General features: G+C 41.5%; 10 protein-coding genes and 4 tRNA genes. 8 read left to right on the forward strand and 6 right to left on the reverse strand.

Annotation, left to right across the window (positions count from 1 at the left end):
- Positions 1-33 precede the first annotated feature (33 nt).
- Genes ACRD64_RS05420 through ACRD64_RS05430 form a run of 3 tightly spaced genes read right to left on the reverse strand, consistent with a single transcriptional unit; the run spans position 34 to position 2,277 of the window.
- Positions 34-777 (reverse strand): class I SAM-dependent methyltransferase, encoded by a 744-nt coding sequence (locus ACRD64_RS05420; protein ID WP_430932213.1) that lies wholly within the window; start codon positions 775-777, stop codon positions 34-36.
- Between the two features lie 3 nt (positions 778-780).
- Entirely contained in the window at positions 781-1,731 is a 951-nt protein-coding gene (locus ACRD64_RS05425) for a glycosyltransferase family 2 protein (RefSeq protein ID WP_430932214.1), read from the reverse strand.
- 27 nt (positions 1,732-1,758) lie between these two features.
- Positions 1,759-2,277: a DUF4199 domain-containing protein gene (locus ACRD64_RS05430; RefSeq protein WP_430932215.1), complete on the reverse strand. Its 519-nt coding sequence runs from the start codon at positions 2,275-2,277 to the stop codon at positions 1,759-1,761.
- Between the two features lie 357 nt (positions 2,278-2,634).
- Between ACRD64_RS05430 and ACRD64_RS05435 the strand changes: the two genes are divergently transcribed.
- The 4 genes from ACRD64_RS05435 (at position 2,635) to ACRD64_RS05450 (ending at position 3,058) form a co-directional block, all read left to right on the forward strand.
- Positions 2,635-2,708: transfer RNA gene (locus ACRD64_RS05435), tRNA-Thr, on the forward strand.
- A gap of 49 nt (positions 2,709-2,757) precedes the next feature.
- Positions 2,758-2,840: transfer RNA gene (locus tag ACRD64_RS05440), tRNA-Tyr, on the forward strand.
- A 37-nt stretch (positions 2,841-2,877) separates the two neighbouring features.
- A tRNA-Thr gene (locus ACRD64_RS05445) sits at positions 2,878-2,951 on the forward strand.
- A gap of 34 nt (positions 2,952-2,985) precedes the next feature.
- Positions 2,986-3,058, forward strand: a tRNA-Gly gene (locus tag ACRD64_RS05450).
- A gap of 242 nt (positions 3,059-3,300) precedes the next feature.
- On the opposite strand, the gene ACRD64_RS05455 is transcribed toward ACRD64_RS05450, so the two are convergent.
- A complete protein-coding gene (locus ACRD64_RS05455) occupies positions 3,301-5,826 on the reverse strand; it encodes a YCF48-related protein (protein ID WP_430932216.1) in 2,526 nt (841 codons plus the stop codon).
- 253 nt (positions 5,827-6,079) lie between these two features.
- Here ACRD64_RS05455 and ACRD64_RS05460 point away from each other — a divergent pair, with 253 nt between their 5' ends.
- A complete protein-coding gene (locus ACRD64_RS05460) occupies positions 6,080-6,694 on the forward strand; it encodes an L-threonylcarbamoyladenylate synthase (protein ID WP_430932217.1) in 615 nt (204 codons plus the stop codon).
- On the opposite strand, the gene ACRD64_RS05465 is transcribed toward ACRD64_RS05460, so the two are convergent.
- Both ACRD64_RS05465 and ACRD64_RS05470 read right to left on the reverse strand, forming a co-directional pair.
- Positions 6,691-7,317, reverse strand: a complete 627-nt coding sequence (locus ACRD64_RS05465) for a histidine phosphatase family protein (protein ID WP_430932218.1) — start codon at positions 7,315-7,317, stop codon at positions 6,691-6,693. The two genes, ACRD64_RS05460 and ACRD64_RS05465, sit on opposite strands and share 4 nt — an antisense overlap.
- A 35-nt stretch (positions 7,318-7,352) precedes the next feature.
- Positions 7,353-8,093, reverse strand: a complete 741-nt coding sequence (locus ACRD64_RS05470; protein WP_430932219.1) for an XRE family transcriptional regulator — start codon at positions 8,091-8,093, stop codon at positions 7,353-7,355.
- Between the two features lie 181 nt (positions 8,094-8,274).
- On the opposite strand from ACRD64_RS05470, the gene dinB reads away from it, so the two are divergent.
- From dinB to ACRD64_RS05485, 3 genes are all read left to right on the forward strand, one after another.
- A complete protein-coding gene (gene dinB, locus ACRD64_RS05475; protein ID WP_430932220.1) occupies positions 8,275-9,489 on the forward strand; it encodes a DNA polymerase IV in 1,215 nt (404 codons plus the stop codon).
- Between the two features lie 146 nt (positions 9,490-9,635).
- Positions 9,636-12,578 carry a DNA polymerase III subunit alpha gene (locus ACRD64_RS05480; RefSeq protein ID WP_430932221.1) on the forward strand — a complete coding sequence of 981 codons (2,943 nt, stop codon included), beginning with the start codon at positions 9,636-9,638 and terminating at the stop codon, positions 12,576-12,578.
- Between the two features lie 168 nt (positions 12,579-12,746).
- Entirely contained in the window at positions 12,747-13,085 is a 339-nt protein-coding gene (locus tag ACRD64_RS05485) for a nuclear transport factor 2 family protein (protein ID WP_430932222.1), read from the forward strand.
- Positions 13,086-13,410 lie beyond the last annotated feature (325 nt).

Consider the following 13,410-nt stretch of genomic DNA (forward strand, 5'->3'; position numbering starts at 1 on the left):
CCGGGCATTTTTATTCTTAACTAATCTCGCGGTTTACACGCTTTGTCCGGTGCGTTTTTTCGCTAGCACAACCGTATGGAAAGAATCTTCCAACCACTTTTCTTTTTTAAACGAACCAAAAAACTGCACTTCTTCAAATTGTTCAGAAAGCATCTTGACCAAATCCTCCTTTAAAATTGGGATTAGTGATAAAGATTGCGTGTAAGATTCTACACTCCGCTTAACTTTCAGCACGGTGGAAAACTGGATGACTCCGTGTTCTTCCGGAATATAGTTTCGTTCAAAGACATAATTTTCGCTCTCAATGGTTGGCAATTGCGAAATCTTATTGCTAATCACCCTATCGAAATTCACAACCTGCACCAATACAAACGCTCCGGGTTTCAGCACAGAAGCGGCTGCGTTAATATATTGCCCTACTTCCTCAAGGCTGGGCAAATGAGCCAAGGTATTGCCTAAACAATAAGCCACATCATAACTGTCTTTTTTATAATTATCTGAAAACCTGAGCAAATCGTCTTTGGCAAAATTCACATTAAGTGCCTGAGGGCGTTTTGTTTCAGCTTTTGCAACCATACTTTCGTCTAAGTCGAATGCATCAACATTTGCGCTCCTACGGCCAAGTTCTATCGCTAAACTACCTGTACCACAACCGCAATCCAACACTCTCTTCCCTCCTAAACCTTGGAACAATTCCTCAATTAAATTGGCCTGCACTTTATTTAATGGAAATATTTCGTCGTATGCTTTAACTATCGAACTATAAAATGACATCATAATTTATTTTACACTTTTTTCAATCTGATATTTATTTCGCTCGGGATTATTTCTTGAAACAAGCTCGGCCAAAAAACCAGCTAAAAACAATTGGGTTCCAATAATCATGCTCGTTAAGGAAATATAAAAATACGGACTCGATATTACTAAAGCCTCTTTGATGTTGTGATACACACTATAAAGTTTATGGGCTCCCAGGTAAAACGCGGAACTGAATCCTACCAGAAACATTAATGTTCCTAATCCTCCGAATAGATGCATCGGTCGCTTTCCAAACTTTGAAATAAACGTAACCGACAACAAGTCGAGAAAACCTTTCAGAAATCGCTCCATCCCAAACTTTGAGACACCATACTGCCTTTCGCGATGAACCACTATTTTTTCGCCAATCTTACCAAAACCGTTACGCTTGGCCAGTATTGGAATATAACGGTGCATCTCGCCATAAACCTCGATACTTTTGACCACTTCCTTTCGATAAGCCTTTAGGCCACAATTAAAATCGTGCAATTTTATACCTGAAATGTATCTTGCCGTCCTGTTAAACAATTTACTGGGAATAGTTTTACCCAATGGATCGAACCTTTTCTTTTTCCAACCACTAACCAAATCGTAACCATCCTCTTTTATCATTCGATAAAGCTCTGGCAGTTCATCCGGGTTATCTTGCAAATCGGCATCCATGGTAATTACCACTTCTCCTTCCACAGCTTCGAAACCACTATAAAGTGCAGCCGACTTTCCATAATTCCTGCGAAATTTAATTCCCTTCACTTCCACGTGATCAGCAGCTAAACCTTCAATTACTTGCCACGATGTATCGTTACTTCCATCATCTATAAAAATAATTTCAAATGAAATGCCTAGGGGAGCCAGCACTCGCCTTACCCAGTTATATAATTCAGACAACGATTCTTCTTCGTTAAAAAGCGGTACTACAATTGATAAATTCATTCCAAATATAATTAATTACCAAGCTGATTAAAATGCTGGTTCCGGGTCTTTTTTAAGAATAGCTGAAATAATTAACGAGATGATCAAGCCGCCAAATACCGCTCCAACTACACCCATTAAAGCCAACGACATTGGACTTAACATCATACTCATCACACCTTCTATTTGTTCTAATTGCGCTTCTGGAACACCTGCCTGCAATTGCTGTTCTTGAATGACAGCCAATAACTCTTGGTGTTTTGCCGGATCTATAAAACTAAAATAAACAAATGTGAATGCGCTTGACAAAACACCTCCAACCAAAGAAATTAATACTCCAAGGCCAACACCTTGGCCGTATTTCATGAATCCACCATTCTCTTTTTCTTTATAATACTTTAAACCTAGAAAAACAAAAGCAATTGTTATTACAAATCCCAAATAACTAAAATACTTATCCCCCAACATTCCACTATAAAACGTAATTAAGCTAAATACGATTGATGCTATGCCTAAATAAAGTCCATAAGTATAAACTGTCGATGATTTTGAGGCTGCTTGTTCCATAATTAAATAATTTTGAGTTAAGAATAGATTTCTGTCAAAGATAAGCTTTAATAATATTGTTCATAATAAACGGCACAAAAAAACACCGTATATTCATTTGGAAATCGAATATCACTATTTTATTTGAAAAAAAAATAAAAAAACAACCTGTTGATAACAAAGCTCTTAAAATTACGCCTAAAAAAAAAGTTCATTTTTTTTGATTTTTCACTTGTCGGGTATATGATTTTTTCTACTTTTGCATCCGCTAAAGCACGGGTAAGTCCTGTACGACCAGCTCCTATTGAATTCCCCCAGGGCTTGACAGCAGCAAGGGTAGATGGTTGTAGCGGTGCGATGCAGGTAGCTTACCCACCCGCCGATGTAGCTCAGCTGGCTAGAGCAGCTGATTTGTAATCAGCAGGTCGTGGGTTCGAGTCCCTCCATCGGCTCTTTGGTTTTCTAAACGTAGAAAATTGTAATGTATTGAAATTAATATTTGGGGAGATACCAAAGCGGCCAACTGGGACGGACTGTAACTCCGTTGTCTTACGACTTCGCAGGTTCGAATCCTGCTCTCCCCACATAAATCAGAAAACGTCTGGTTTTAATCGAAATTTTGCCGATGTAGCTCAGCTGGCTAGAGCAGCTGATTTGTAATCAGCAGGTCGTGGGTTCGAGTCCCTCCATCGGCTCTTAGGTTAGAGATAACCAAAAAAAATAAAACAAGCGAAAGTAGCTCAGCTGATAGAGCATCAGCCTTCCAAGCTGAGGGTCGCGGGTTTGATCCCCGTCTTTCGCTCATCCAAAGCCATCCGAATTAGTTCGGGTGGCTTTTTTTTGTTTCGTCGTTTATTCAAAAATTTGCTAAAATCGGGGAACACGCGGATCACGCACAAAAATATGGAACTCTCGAAAGATTTGGAGAGGTTACCTATTTTGATAAAAACGGGAATCCGTATCAATTTGAATAATGTAAACGTTTTTATATTTGTGTATTAAAGACAGAAAAGGGAAGGTTATAAGGCCTTCCCTTTTTTAACGTTATTCCACCAGTATTCTATTTACTTCATTGATGTTGCCAGCTTTTAGTTGAATAAAATAAATACCGCTAGCCAAGGATGAGGTATTTAAACGATATGTATTAACACCTTGAGGTTTCCTCGAAGATTGTAATATCCTTATTTTCCTGCCCGACAGGTCGAAAACAGACAATTCGACATCCTCTGCCTTTGACAAATAATATTTAATTATCGCAGTATTACGAACTGGGTTAGGGTAGCATTTTAACCCTGCTGTTCTATTATTTTTTATATTTTTAATTGTAGTTGTCCCACTTTCGTCTTCTAAAAATAATTTTAAAGACCATGCGTTTAACACTCCCGTATTGCCACTCACATCATCCCGGATTCTTAGTATCCACGCTCCGGTAGGATCAAGGTCGTTAAACGCGGATAATGGTTTATATGGTTTAAAACCTCCCGTAAACGGAGCAACGGCACTATCCGCAGGCATTTCCAAAGCATCCGAAAAGGTCATGTTCAGAATATTATCTCCGTCTTCACCTGAATGATACATCACGGTATCCATAACACCTGCATGACTGAACATGATGGTCAGATCGCCAACCGAAGTATGACCCACATCGTCGAGCGTAAGCTGCACCCCAACCAGTTTATCGGTGCTTGCGACCTTGGTACTACTACCAACGGTTAATCCATCTTCGGTAGTCAACAAATCAAGAATTTCTTCGTTTACATCGATCCGTTCATATACTTCAAATAACGTTGCCCCACCTCCATCAACCGTATGAAGAATGGTACCCTTTTCTCCGCAGACCCAGCCTGTTGCCAAATCGGAAAAGAAAACCGAAAACAACGTATTGTTGGTACCACTTATTTGTTTACCCCATGTTAAACCGCCATCGTTAGTGTGCAATATGGTACCGGCATCCCCAGCAATCCAACCGTTATTCTCATCTATAAAAAACACAGAGAATAGCGCTTCGTAGGTCCCACTGGTTTGTTGTTCCCACGTTGACCCACCATCATTGGTATGAATAATAGTACCGTTTAGCCCAACAGCCCAACCTCTGCGATAATCGGCAAAACTAACAGAATGAAGATTGGTAAAAGTATTGCTTACCTGTTCTTCCCAAGTATCTCCCCTATCCGGAGAATAAATAATGTTTCCACCCATACCGACCGCCCAAACATGGTTTCTTGGCTGGAATTGTATATCATATAAGTGATACCCCATATCCTGATGTTGTCTTTCCCACACGCTTCCCCCATTAGAAGTATGTATAACGGTTCCGAAGATACCTGCTGCCCAACCGCTGAAACCATAATTATCAATAGCAAAAAACTCATCACCATAATCATATGGCATTTTAACCCAGGGCTCGTCGGTCATGTCTGGTTCCCATAGCACCCTTAGTATATTTCCGTTATCCCCAACTGCCGTGGCCCTGTCGTAACTTATCGCATGCCAAGCAATGTCCACCGCATTCAAATGGCTAGAGATCCCACTAGCATCTTCGTTCCATGTTTCGCCATCATCAATGGAATAATAAATTAAACCATCATCGCCCACTACCAAACCAAAGGATGGGTGGTTAAAGCTAATTTCCCTTAAATAACCTGTAGGGCCTTCACCAAGCCTATTCCAAGTGCCGCCTCCATTGTTCGAGTGCGTAACAACACCTTCGTCGCCAACGGCCCACCCCACTTCTCCATCGTGATAGTGAACCGCACGCAGATCGTTATCTACAGAACTGTTTTGAGAAAACCAAGTATCGCCCCCATTATTGGTGTGCCTTATCTCACCGTCCTCACCACATATCCAAACCTGATGTATATTGATCCCGTCTACCGATGTAAGGTTATTAGTGGTTCCCGAACTTTGTAATGCCCAACCTCCTGCTGAAGACGATTTATGGAAAACAGCTCCATTGTCGCCAACAGCCCAACCATTATCGTCATCTCCGAACCAAATGGAGTTCATCCTATTAGCAGGAATAATTTCCAACGACCAGGTGTCTCCACCATTGGTGGTATGTTTTATTACACCATTATTACCCGCTGCACCGCAAAGATACCCTTCGTTTTCATCAATAAAATAAACTGAAAAATAATGTTGGGTACCTGTAAACGTAAGTCTTGTCCAGTTTAAACCTCCGTCTGCGGTATGTAACACCGTTTCATCCTGTCCCACAGCCCATCCTGTATTGGAATTAATGAAATATACATCATACAGCAAACCATCATAATTACTTTCTTGTTCTTCCCAAGTGGTTCCATCCCAGTAAAGGATTGTTCCATGCTGACCCACAATCCATCCGTTACTGACGGAAGTAAAAAACATTCCATACAACACACTCTGACTCTCAATTTTATATTCTTCCCAAGAATACCCTTGATCGTTGGTATATAAAATAGTGCCATCGGCTCCTAATGCCCATCCATTTGTTCTATCGTGAAAATAAACATCGTACAAATTATTTCCCTGCGGCAAGGGGTTCTGCCAATACCAACCCTGTTGAGCAAGTGACAAAGCAGTAACGACCATAAAGATCAATATCAGTAATGTACATTTTATTAGGCCATGCCAGCAAATAAAATGTGTTTTGCGAAGTAATGAATTAAAATGTCCCATAGTACCTGTGTATAAATTGTCGAAAACCGATAACGATTAACGATGAAATCAATCATTACCATAAAGTTACGGAACTCGCAATGGGTAGTCAATAAAATCCTGGCAAATTGATCTTACATTCACTTATTCCCCAAAAAATTCTATTTTTGATCCAAAGAAAAAATCTATGTTTCTAAAAATCTACAAAGAAAACCCAAATCCCAAAGACATCAGGGAAGTTGTTGCTGAATTGCGCAGAGGTGCGGTAGTTATTTACCCTACCGACACCATTTACGGTATTGGTTGCGATATCAACAATGCCAAAGCTGTTGAGCGAGTTGCCCGAATCAAGAACATCAACCTAAAAAAAGAACACCTTTCATTTATCTGTCACGATTTAAGCCAGATATCCAAATACACTAAAAGTTTGGACAATGCCACCTTTAAATTGATGAAAAGAAATTTACCTGGCCCTTTCACCTTTATTGTTGATGCGAATTCAAATGTTCCCAAACTTTTTAAAAACAATAAAAAAACCGTAGGAATCAGAATTCCTGCCAATAGTATTATTAGAGAGTTGGTTAAGGAATTGGGGCACCCTATACTGAGCACGTCTGTACTCGATGAAGATGAGATAATAGAATATACTACCGACCCTGAATTAATCTACGAAAAATTTCAAAACCAGGTAGACATCGTTATTGATGGCGGTTACGGGAATAATGTTCCTTCAACAGTGGTGGACTGCACACAAGGCGAGTTTGAGATTATCAGGCAAGGAAAAGGAGAATTGGAATTTTAATTCTTCCTGAGAACAGTAGCCCCCAGGTTAGTCTTACCATTATTTAAGGTTCTGGTCCATCCCCTTTTCTCCAGTTCCCTGCCAATATTACGGTTTAAAAAACCGTGTGTGACTAAAACAACCTGTTGGTTATGCAAGCTCTTTTCCTCAATAAAGTCTACCGCTTCTTTCGTTCTTTCTTTGGCCTCTTTATGCGATTCTACCCCTTCTTTCTTTTTACCAAGCAACCACATAACCCTTGAAATACGAGTCCATCCTTTATAGGGCAGAATCAGGGGCCATCTAACCACATGTAATTCATACTCGTTTAGCATAGGCATGGCAACAAAAAAAGCAGAATCGCCAAACAAACAATTTGCGGATTCCTTAGAGCGATATAAAGCACTGGTATAAATAGTATCTGAATTTAGCACAGGTAATTGGTCCAGGACTTCATCTGAAACAAAGTCATGAATGGGTGACACATCGTAGCTTTTGCGATACTCGGCAGCTTTCCTTGCTCTCATCCATCCTTTCGCATCCATATCCACTTTGGCATGGCGGATAAGCACCACCTCTTGTCCTAACAACTCAATAAGACAAGAAGAAAATATCAATAATATTAAAAGAAATATTGCTTTCAAAACTTATACAGTTTAAGTAAAGCCAAATATAATCATTACTGGTTATTGTTGACTGAAAACTGGGAGCCCTCTATCTCAAACCTGTTGTAGGTCTCAAACTTCCATATTTCCACTACCTTTTTAATAGAAAGTTCGTAAGGTTTATAATTCCGGTTAGTAGATACCAGTTGTAAGCTCTGTTTCCCTTCAAGTTTTTTGTATACCAATTTAAAAACAATGCCATCGTCCTGGGTAACGATAATGCAAGGCGTTCCATCTTTGATATTTGTCCAGTCCTGAATATACGAACAGGTTACCCATGAGCCTTCCGGTACAGGCAACATGGAATCACCTTGGATTTGGAACGTCCGGTAGGTTTTATCTTTGGGCAGAAATGGGAGTGAAAATTTATCCAACGAACCGATGAAATCCAGATCTCCATAGCTGTTGGTATATCCTGCCTGCGCCTTAACCGGAACCATCTCAATATTTTCCTTACCCTCGTTATCTACCGAAATAGTGAGCAGTCTTAATTTCTTACCTGTTACGTCAATATCAAAGCCATCCTCTATCTGGGAAAGCTGAAATTCCGACAAGGCCTGCAAATCATACCTAACCAAAGCATCAATGGACAGGTTAAAAAAATCGGCGAATCGGATCAACACCTTAAAAGGTGGTTGAATATTTTTTTCGTAGCCGGCCAAGGTGGTTCGGGTCAGCTCCAATTGAGCGGCCAAATCGGCCTGCGACAGTTTGCGTCGCTTGCGTAAAAATTTAATATTTTCCGGAAAATGCATAACAATCAGTTTATAACATTAAATAACTAGCCCCATGCTCTAGCTTGGGGAACATTGACACCATACGAGTCGGGCTTTAGCCCAAACACAAAAACAACCTCACTTAATATCTTTTCTTCTTTCAAATATAAAATTTTTTGACTAATTTATAGTCATAATAATGACGAAATAATCGACAATCGTGAGAAGAACTATTTTACATCTGGATTTGGACACATTCTTTGTGTCGTGCGAAAGATTGTTGGACAGCAAATTAAACAATCGACCAGTGCTTATCGGTGGCACTTCGGACAGGGGCGTGGTGGCTGCTTGTAGTTATGAGGCCCGCACTTATGGTATTCATTCGGCCATGCCCATGAAAATGGCTCGCATGTTATGTCCCGATGCAGTGGTGATCAGAGGCAACAGTGGTATTTACGGCAAGTTTTCGGATATGGTAACCGACATTATCAGGGAACAGTCACCTCTTTTTGAAAAATCATCCATCGACGAGTTTTATGTGGACATCACCGGAATGGACAGGTTTATACAAACCAGCTATCTCTGGTCGCAGGAACTTCGGAAGAGGATTTTGAAAGAAACCCACCTGCCCATTTCATTTGGACTATCCACCAGCAAAACCGTTTCTAAGGTGGGAACGGGAGAGGCCAAACCCAACAACCACATTCAGATCCCTGAGGGAAACGAAAAGTCTTTTCTGGCTCCGCTATCCATAAAAAAAATACCTATGGTGGGCGACAAAACCTATCATAAGCTGCGAAGCCTGGGGATAGAAAAAGTGAAGACAGTTCAGGAAATGCCCATGGAACTGATGGAACGTGTATTGGGGAAAAACGGTACCATTATTTGGAAAAAGGCACACGGCATCGATAACACACCTGTTATTGCCTGGCACGAACGTAAGTCTATATCCACCGAACGAACCTTTGAAAAGGATACCACTGACGTGGTTAAACTGCGCAGTATTTTAGTAGCTATGGCCGAAAACCTGGCTTACCAGTTACGGAACGGAAATAAATTAACGGCCTGCATTACGCTTAAGATAAGGTATTCCGACTTTCAAACCTACACCAAACAAAGAAGGGTTACTTATACTTCACTGGATCATACCATTATTAACACCGTACTCGACCTATTTGAAAAAATGTATGACCGTCGTGTGTTGATTAGGTTGATAGGCGTACGGTTGAGCAGCTTAATTGGAGGCAGTTATCAGATCAGGCTGTTTGAGGATTCTGAAAAAATAATCAAGCTGTACCAGGCTATGGACCGCATGCGAAACCGCTACGGACAAAATGCTGTAAAGCGTGCCATAGGCATGGGGTCCAAAAGCATCGGAGGCACAAATCCGTTTAACGGTCAGGCCCCGGTTATCCCTGCACACAGGAGACAGTAGGCAGTTTCGCCAACAGTCTTCAGTCAGAATACTTTAGTCAACGGTCATTAGTAAAAAGCTATTGGCTATTAGTTTTTGGCCGTTGGCTATTGGTCTTAATGTTTTTTACGAACCCATTGCTTTAGTGATATTTCTTAAGATTAAGGATGCTTTTAAATTGTCATTCATATTATAGTTTTAAATACGGGGCACTGTCGGTAGAAGAACTGCTAGAGGAAGTCTCCCAAGGGGGGCATTCCGTGGTGGCACTCACCGATATCAACAATACGGCTGTCAGCCTCGATTTTGTCCGTTTAGCACCGGAACACAATATTCGTCCGGTTGTTGGGGTAGATATCCGAAACGGAGCACAGCAGCAATACGTGGCTATCGCCAAAAATGCCGATGGTTTTAGAGAGCTCAACGAATTTATCACCCCTCACCTACATCACAAACAGAAATTTGAACCCGATGCGCCGGATCACTTTCTGCATGTTTTTGTGGTATATCCTTTTCAGTCCCAACTCCGAAAACTGGAAGATTACGAGTACATAGGGATTAGCCCTCAAGACCTAAGGAATTTACCTTTTAGTCCCTGGAAAAAACACCTGAACAAATTAGTCGTACTGCAAACGGCCACCTTTCGCAATAAACGGGATTACAATATCCACCGTTTGTTACGTGCCATTGATAAGAACACCTTGCTGAGCAAGCTAGACAAAAACGAACAGGCCAGTTTCGACAACCAATATAAAAGCCATGCCGAGCTGCGTTCTATTTACGAGAACTATCCACAAATAATCGCCAATACCCAATATTTGCTGGATGCTTGCAGCATGGAGTTCACGTTTAAAACCAACAAAAACAAAAAGCTATTCACCAGCTCCGAGGAAGAAGATTTTCAACGATTAAAAGCTGAAGCCCACAAAGGTCTGCAATATAGGTATGACACGGTCAGCGATAAAGTGTTAACCCGTTTAGACAAAGAATTAAGCGTGATCAGGGAACTAGATTTTTGTGCTTACTTCCTTATCAATTGGGATCTGGTTCAGTATGCACTTAGCAGAGGCTATTACCATGTGGGACGGGGAAGCGGCGCCAACAGTTTGGTGGCTTACCTATTACGCATCACCAATGTTGACCCCGTAGAGCTTGACTTATACTTCGAGCGCTTTATCAACACACATCGCACCTCGCCTCCCGACTTTGACATTGATTTTTCGTGGACCGACCGTGACGATGTAACCCGTTATTTGTTTGACAAATACGGATGGGACCGCACCGTTTTACTGGGCACTTTTATCACCTTTAACCATAAATCGGCTTTTAGGGAGATAGGCAAAGTATTCGGTTTGCCCGAGGAGGAGATTACCCGCCTGCAAAGAAACCCCGATCCTGACCTGGCTGACGAATATGGCAAATGGGTGATTCGTTACAGTGCATACATCGCCGATTTCCCCAGCCATCCCAGCATTCACTCCAGCGGCATCCTCATTTCCGAAGAACCCATCAGTAATTATTCGGCCACTGAGCTGTTGCCCAAAGGCTTTCCTTCCACTCAGTTCGACATGTATATTGCCGAAGATCTTGGCCTGCATAAATTTGATATTCTAAGCCAACGAGGGTTGGGCAAGATAAAAGATACGCTGGGCATCATCAAGGAAAACCATGGAATCGACATCGACATCAACAACACCAAGGTGTTTATGGAAGACCCCAAAGTAAAACAAATGCTGAAAAAAGGTCAAGCCATCGGATGTTTTTATATTGAATCGCCAGCCATGCGTATGCTGCTCACCAAGCTCAAAGCCGAAGACTACAAGCGTTTGGTGGCAGCCAGCTCCATCATCAGGCCAGGGGTGGCCAAAAGCGGGATGATGCGTGAATATATTATCCGTTTTCAGAACAAGAAAAAACGAGAAGAAGCTCAAAAAGCCTTGCCTGCATTGTACGAAATTCTGGAAGAAACCTATGGCGTAATGGTATACCAGGAGGATGTGATTAAGGTAGCCCATTACTTTGCCGGACTGGCCCTTGATGAAGCCGATGTGCTGCGAAGGGGCATGTCGTGGAAATTCAAACAAAGAAACGAGTTTGGGAAGGTGCGGAACAAGTTTTTTGCCAACTGCCAACAAAAAGGTTATCCCGATGATGTGGTTCAGAACATTTGGCGGCAGATAGAAAGCTTTGCCAACTACGCCTTTGCCAAGGGTCACTCGGCCAGTTACGCGGTAGAAAGCTTCCAGGCGCTATATCTCAAAGCTTATTACCCTTTGGAGTATATGGTGGCCACGCTCAACAATGGTGGCGGTTTTTATTCTCCACAACTTTACCTTCACGATGCCGTGATGCATGGGGCTATAATTGAAGTACCTTGTATCAATCGCAGTCATTGGGAAAATACCATCCGTGGAAACACCATTTTCCTGGGCTTTTACTTACTGAGGGATCTGGAAAAAGAAGTCGTCAGAAGCTTCTTAAACGAAAGAGGCTTACACGGCAACTTTCTTCACCTTCGTGATTTCGTTAAACGAGTTCCCATCAGCTTGGAGCAATTATCTATCCTTATCCGCATTGGCGCTTTCCGTTTTACCGGTACCGGCAAAAAGGAGCTGCTTTGGGACGCCCACTTTCTTTTGGGGCACAACAAAAAGACCAAACCCGAACGCACCCTTTTCCAAGCCGAGGTAAAAGAATTTCAGCTTCCCACACTCTGGAAACACCGCCTGGAGGATGCTTTTGACGAGATGGAGTTACTGGGCTTGTCTATTCGCTCGCCCTTTGAATTGGTACAAGACGAGCTCCCCTCCTCCCTAAAAGCCTGCCATCTGCCACAACTTATTGGCAAACTGGTTCGTATTGTTGGATATCTTATTCACCGTAAACCTACCCGCACCTCCAACGGCAAAACCATGTTTTTCGGTACCTGGATAGACCTGGACGGGCATTGGCTGGATACAGTCCACTTCCCTCCTGTTGCGCAAATATATCCTTTCCGTGGGCCAGGTTGTTATATTATCGAAGGCACTGTCGTTGAAGAATACGGATTCCTGAGCATCGAAGTGAGTATGATGGAAAGGATGCCTAATTTTAGTTTGGAAAGCGTATAACAAAACTGAGACACAGAACTAAAAAAACTATTTACACGATACCGTTATCGCGTTATATTGCAATTAATGCGGTAACAAAAAAAGATGTTACCATCTAAAGTATGAAAAATAAGAACTTTATTAATTGGAATTTTAATGGTTCTATCCATAATTCTAAAAGCGCAGAAAATGGAAACTATCAACGAAAAAGTGACAAGGTTATTTGTTGCAACTGATGACAGAAAATGGAAAGAAGTGGAATCTATTTTTGCTTCGAAAGTGGAACTCGATTATTCCTCCCTGAATGGCAATCCCGCAACGGTACTTTCCCCAAAAGAAATAACCGGAAGCTGGAAAACTGCCTTGTCCGGTTTTAAACATACGCATCATCAAGTAGGTAATTTTATTACTACCGTGAACGGGAAAACATCCCACGTTTTTTGCTACGGAACAGCCACCCATTTTTTAGAAGCCCAAGGTGGAAATGTATGGACTTTTGTGGGAAGTTACAATTTTGATTTGATTTAGGAAAACGGGCAATGGAAAATCTCTCTTATGAAATTCAACTTTAAACCCGGATTATGTATTGGAGGTTCGTCATGAGCATTGCAAGTACAATAAAACAAGGCATTACTGAAACGAGGCATAACATCGTTCTGGTGAGTTGAAGTGATGCAACGAAGTGTCTTGTTTTAAAGTAATTTCAATGTGTAATAGAATTTCTAATGCATATTGCGGGTTTAATACATGGATGGCAACCGAAACTTGCCTCAAGTGGCCATAGACAATGTTAATGCAGGAAAGTTATTTTTGCGACTTACAGGTTTATAGGCTTAACCTTTAACAACTTTTA

This window comes from Saccharicrinis sp. 156 (assembly GCF_050589685.1).
GTDB lineage: Bacteria > Bacteroidota > Bacteroidia > Bacteroidales > Marinilabiliaceae > Saccharicrinis.

What these genes read in the sequence shown, in the direction of transcription:
- ACRD64_RS05425 (WP_430932214.1), bottom strand. Translation starts at nt 1,731, where the DNA reads ATGAATTTATCAATTGTAGTACCGCTTTTTAACGAAGAAGAATCGTTG.
- ACRD64_RS05480 (WP_430932221.1), top strand. Translation starts at nt 9,636, where the DNA reads ATGCTTTTAAATTGTCATTCATATTATAGTTTTAAATACGGGGCACTG.
- ACRD64_RS05485 (WP_430932222.1), top strand. Translation starts at nt 12,747, where the DNA reads ATGGAAACTATCAACGAAAAAGTGACAAGGTTATTTGTTGCAACTGAT.
- ACRD64_RS05460 (WP_430932217.1), top strand. Translation starts at nt 6,080, where the DNA reads ATGTTTCTAAAAATCTACAAAGAAAACCCAAATCCCAAAGACATCAGG.
- ACRD64_RS05455 (WP_430932216.1), bottom strand. Translation starts at nt 5,826, where the DNA reads ATGGTCGTTACTGCTTTGTCACTTGCTCAACAGGGTTGGTATTGGCAG.
- ACRD64_RS05430 (WP_430932215.1), bottom strand. Translation starts at nt 2,277, where the DNA reads ATGGAACAAGCAGCCTCAAAATCATCGACAGTTTATACTTATGGACTT.
- ACRD64_RS05470 (WP_430932219.1), bottom strand. Translation starts at nt 8,093, where the DNA reads ATGCATTTTCCGGAAAATATTAAATTTTTACGCAAGCGACGCAAACTG.
- ACRD64_RS05420 (WP_430932213.1), bottom strand. Translation starts at nt 777, where the DNA reads ATGATGTCATTTTATAGTTCGATAGTTAAAGCATACGACGAAATATTT.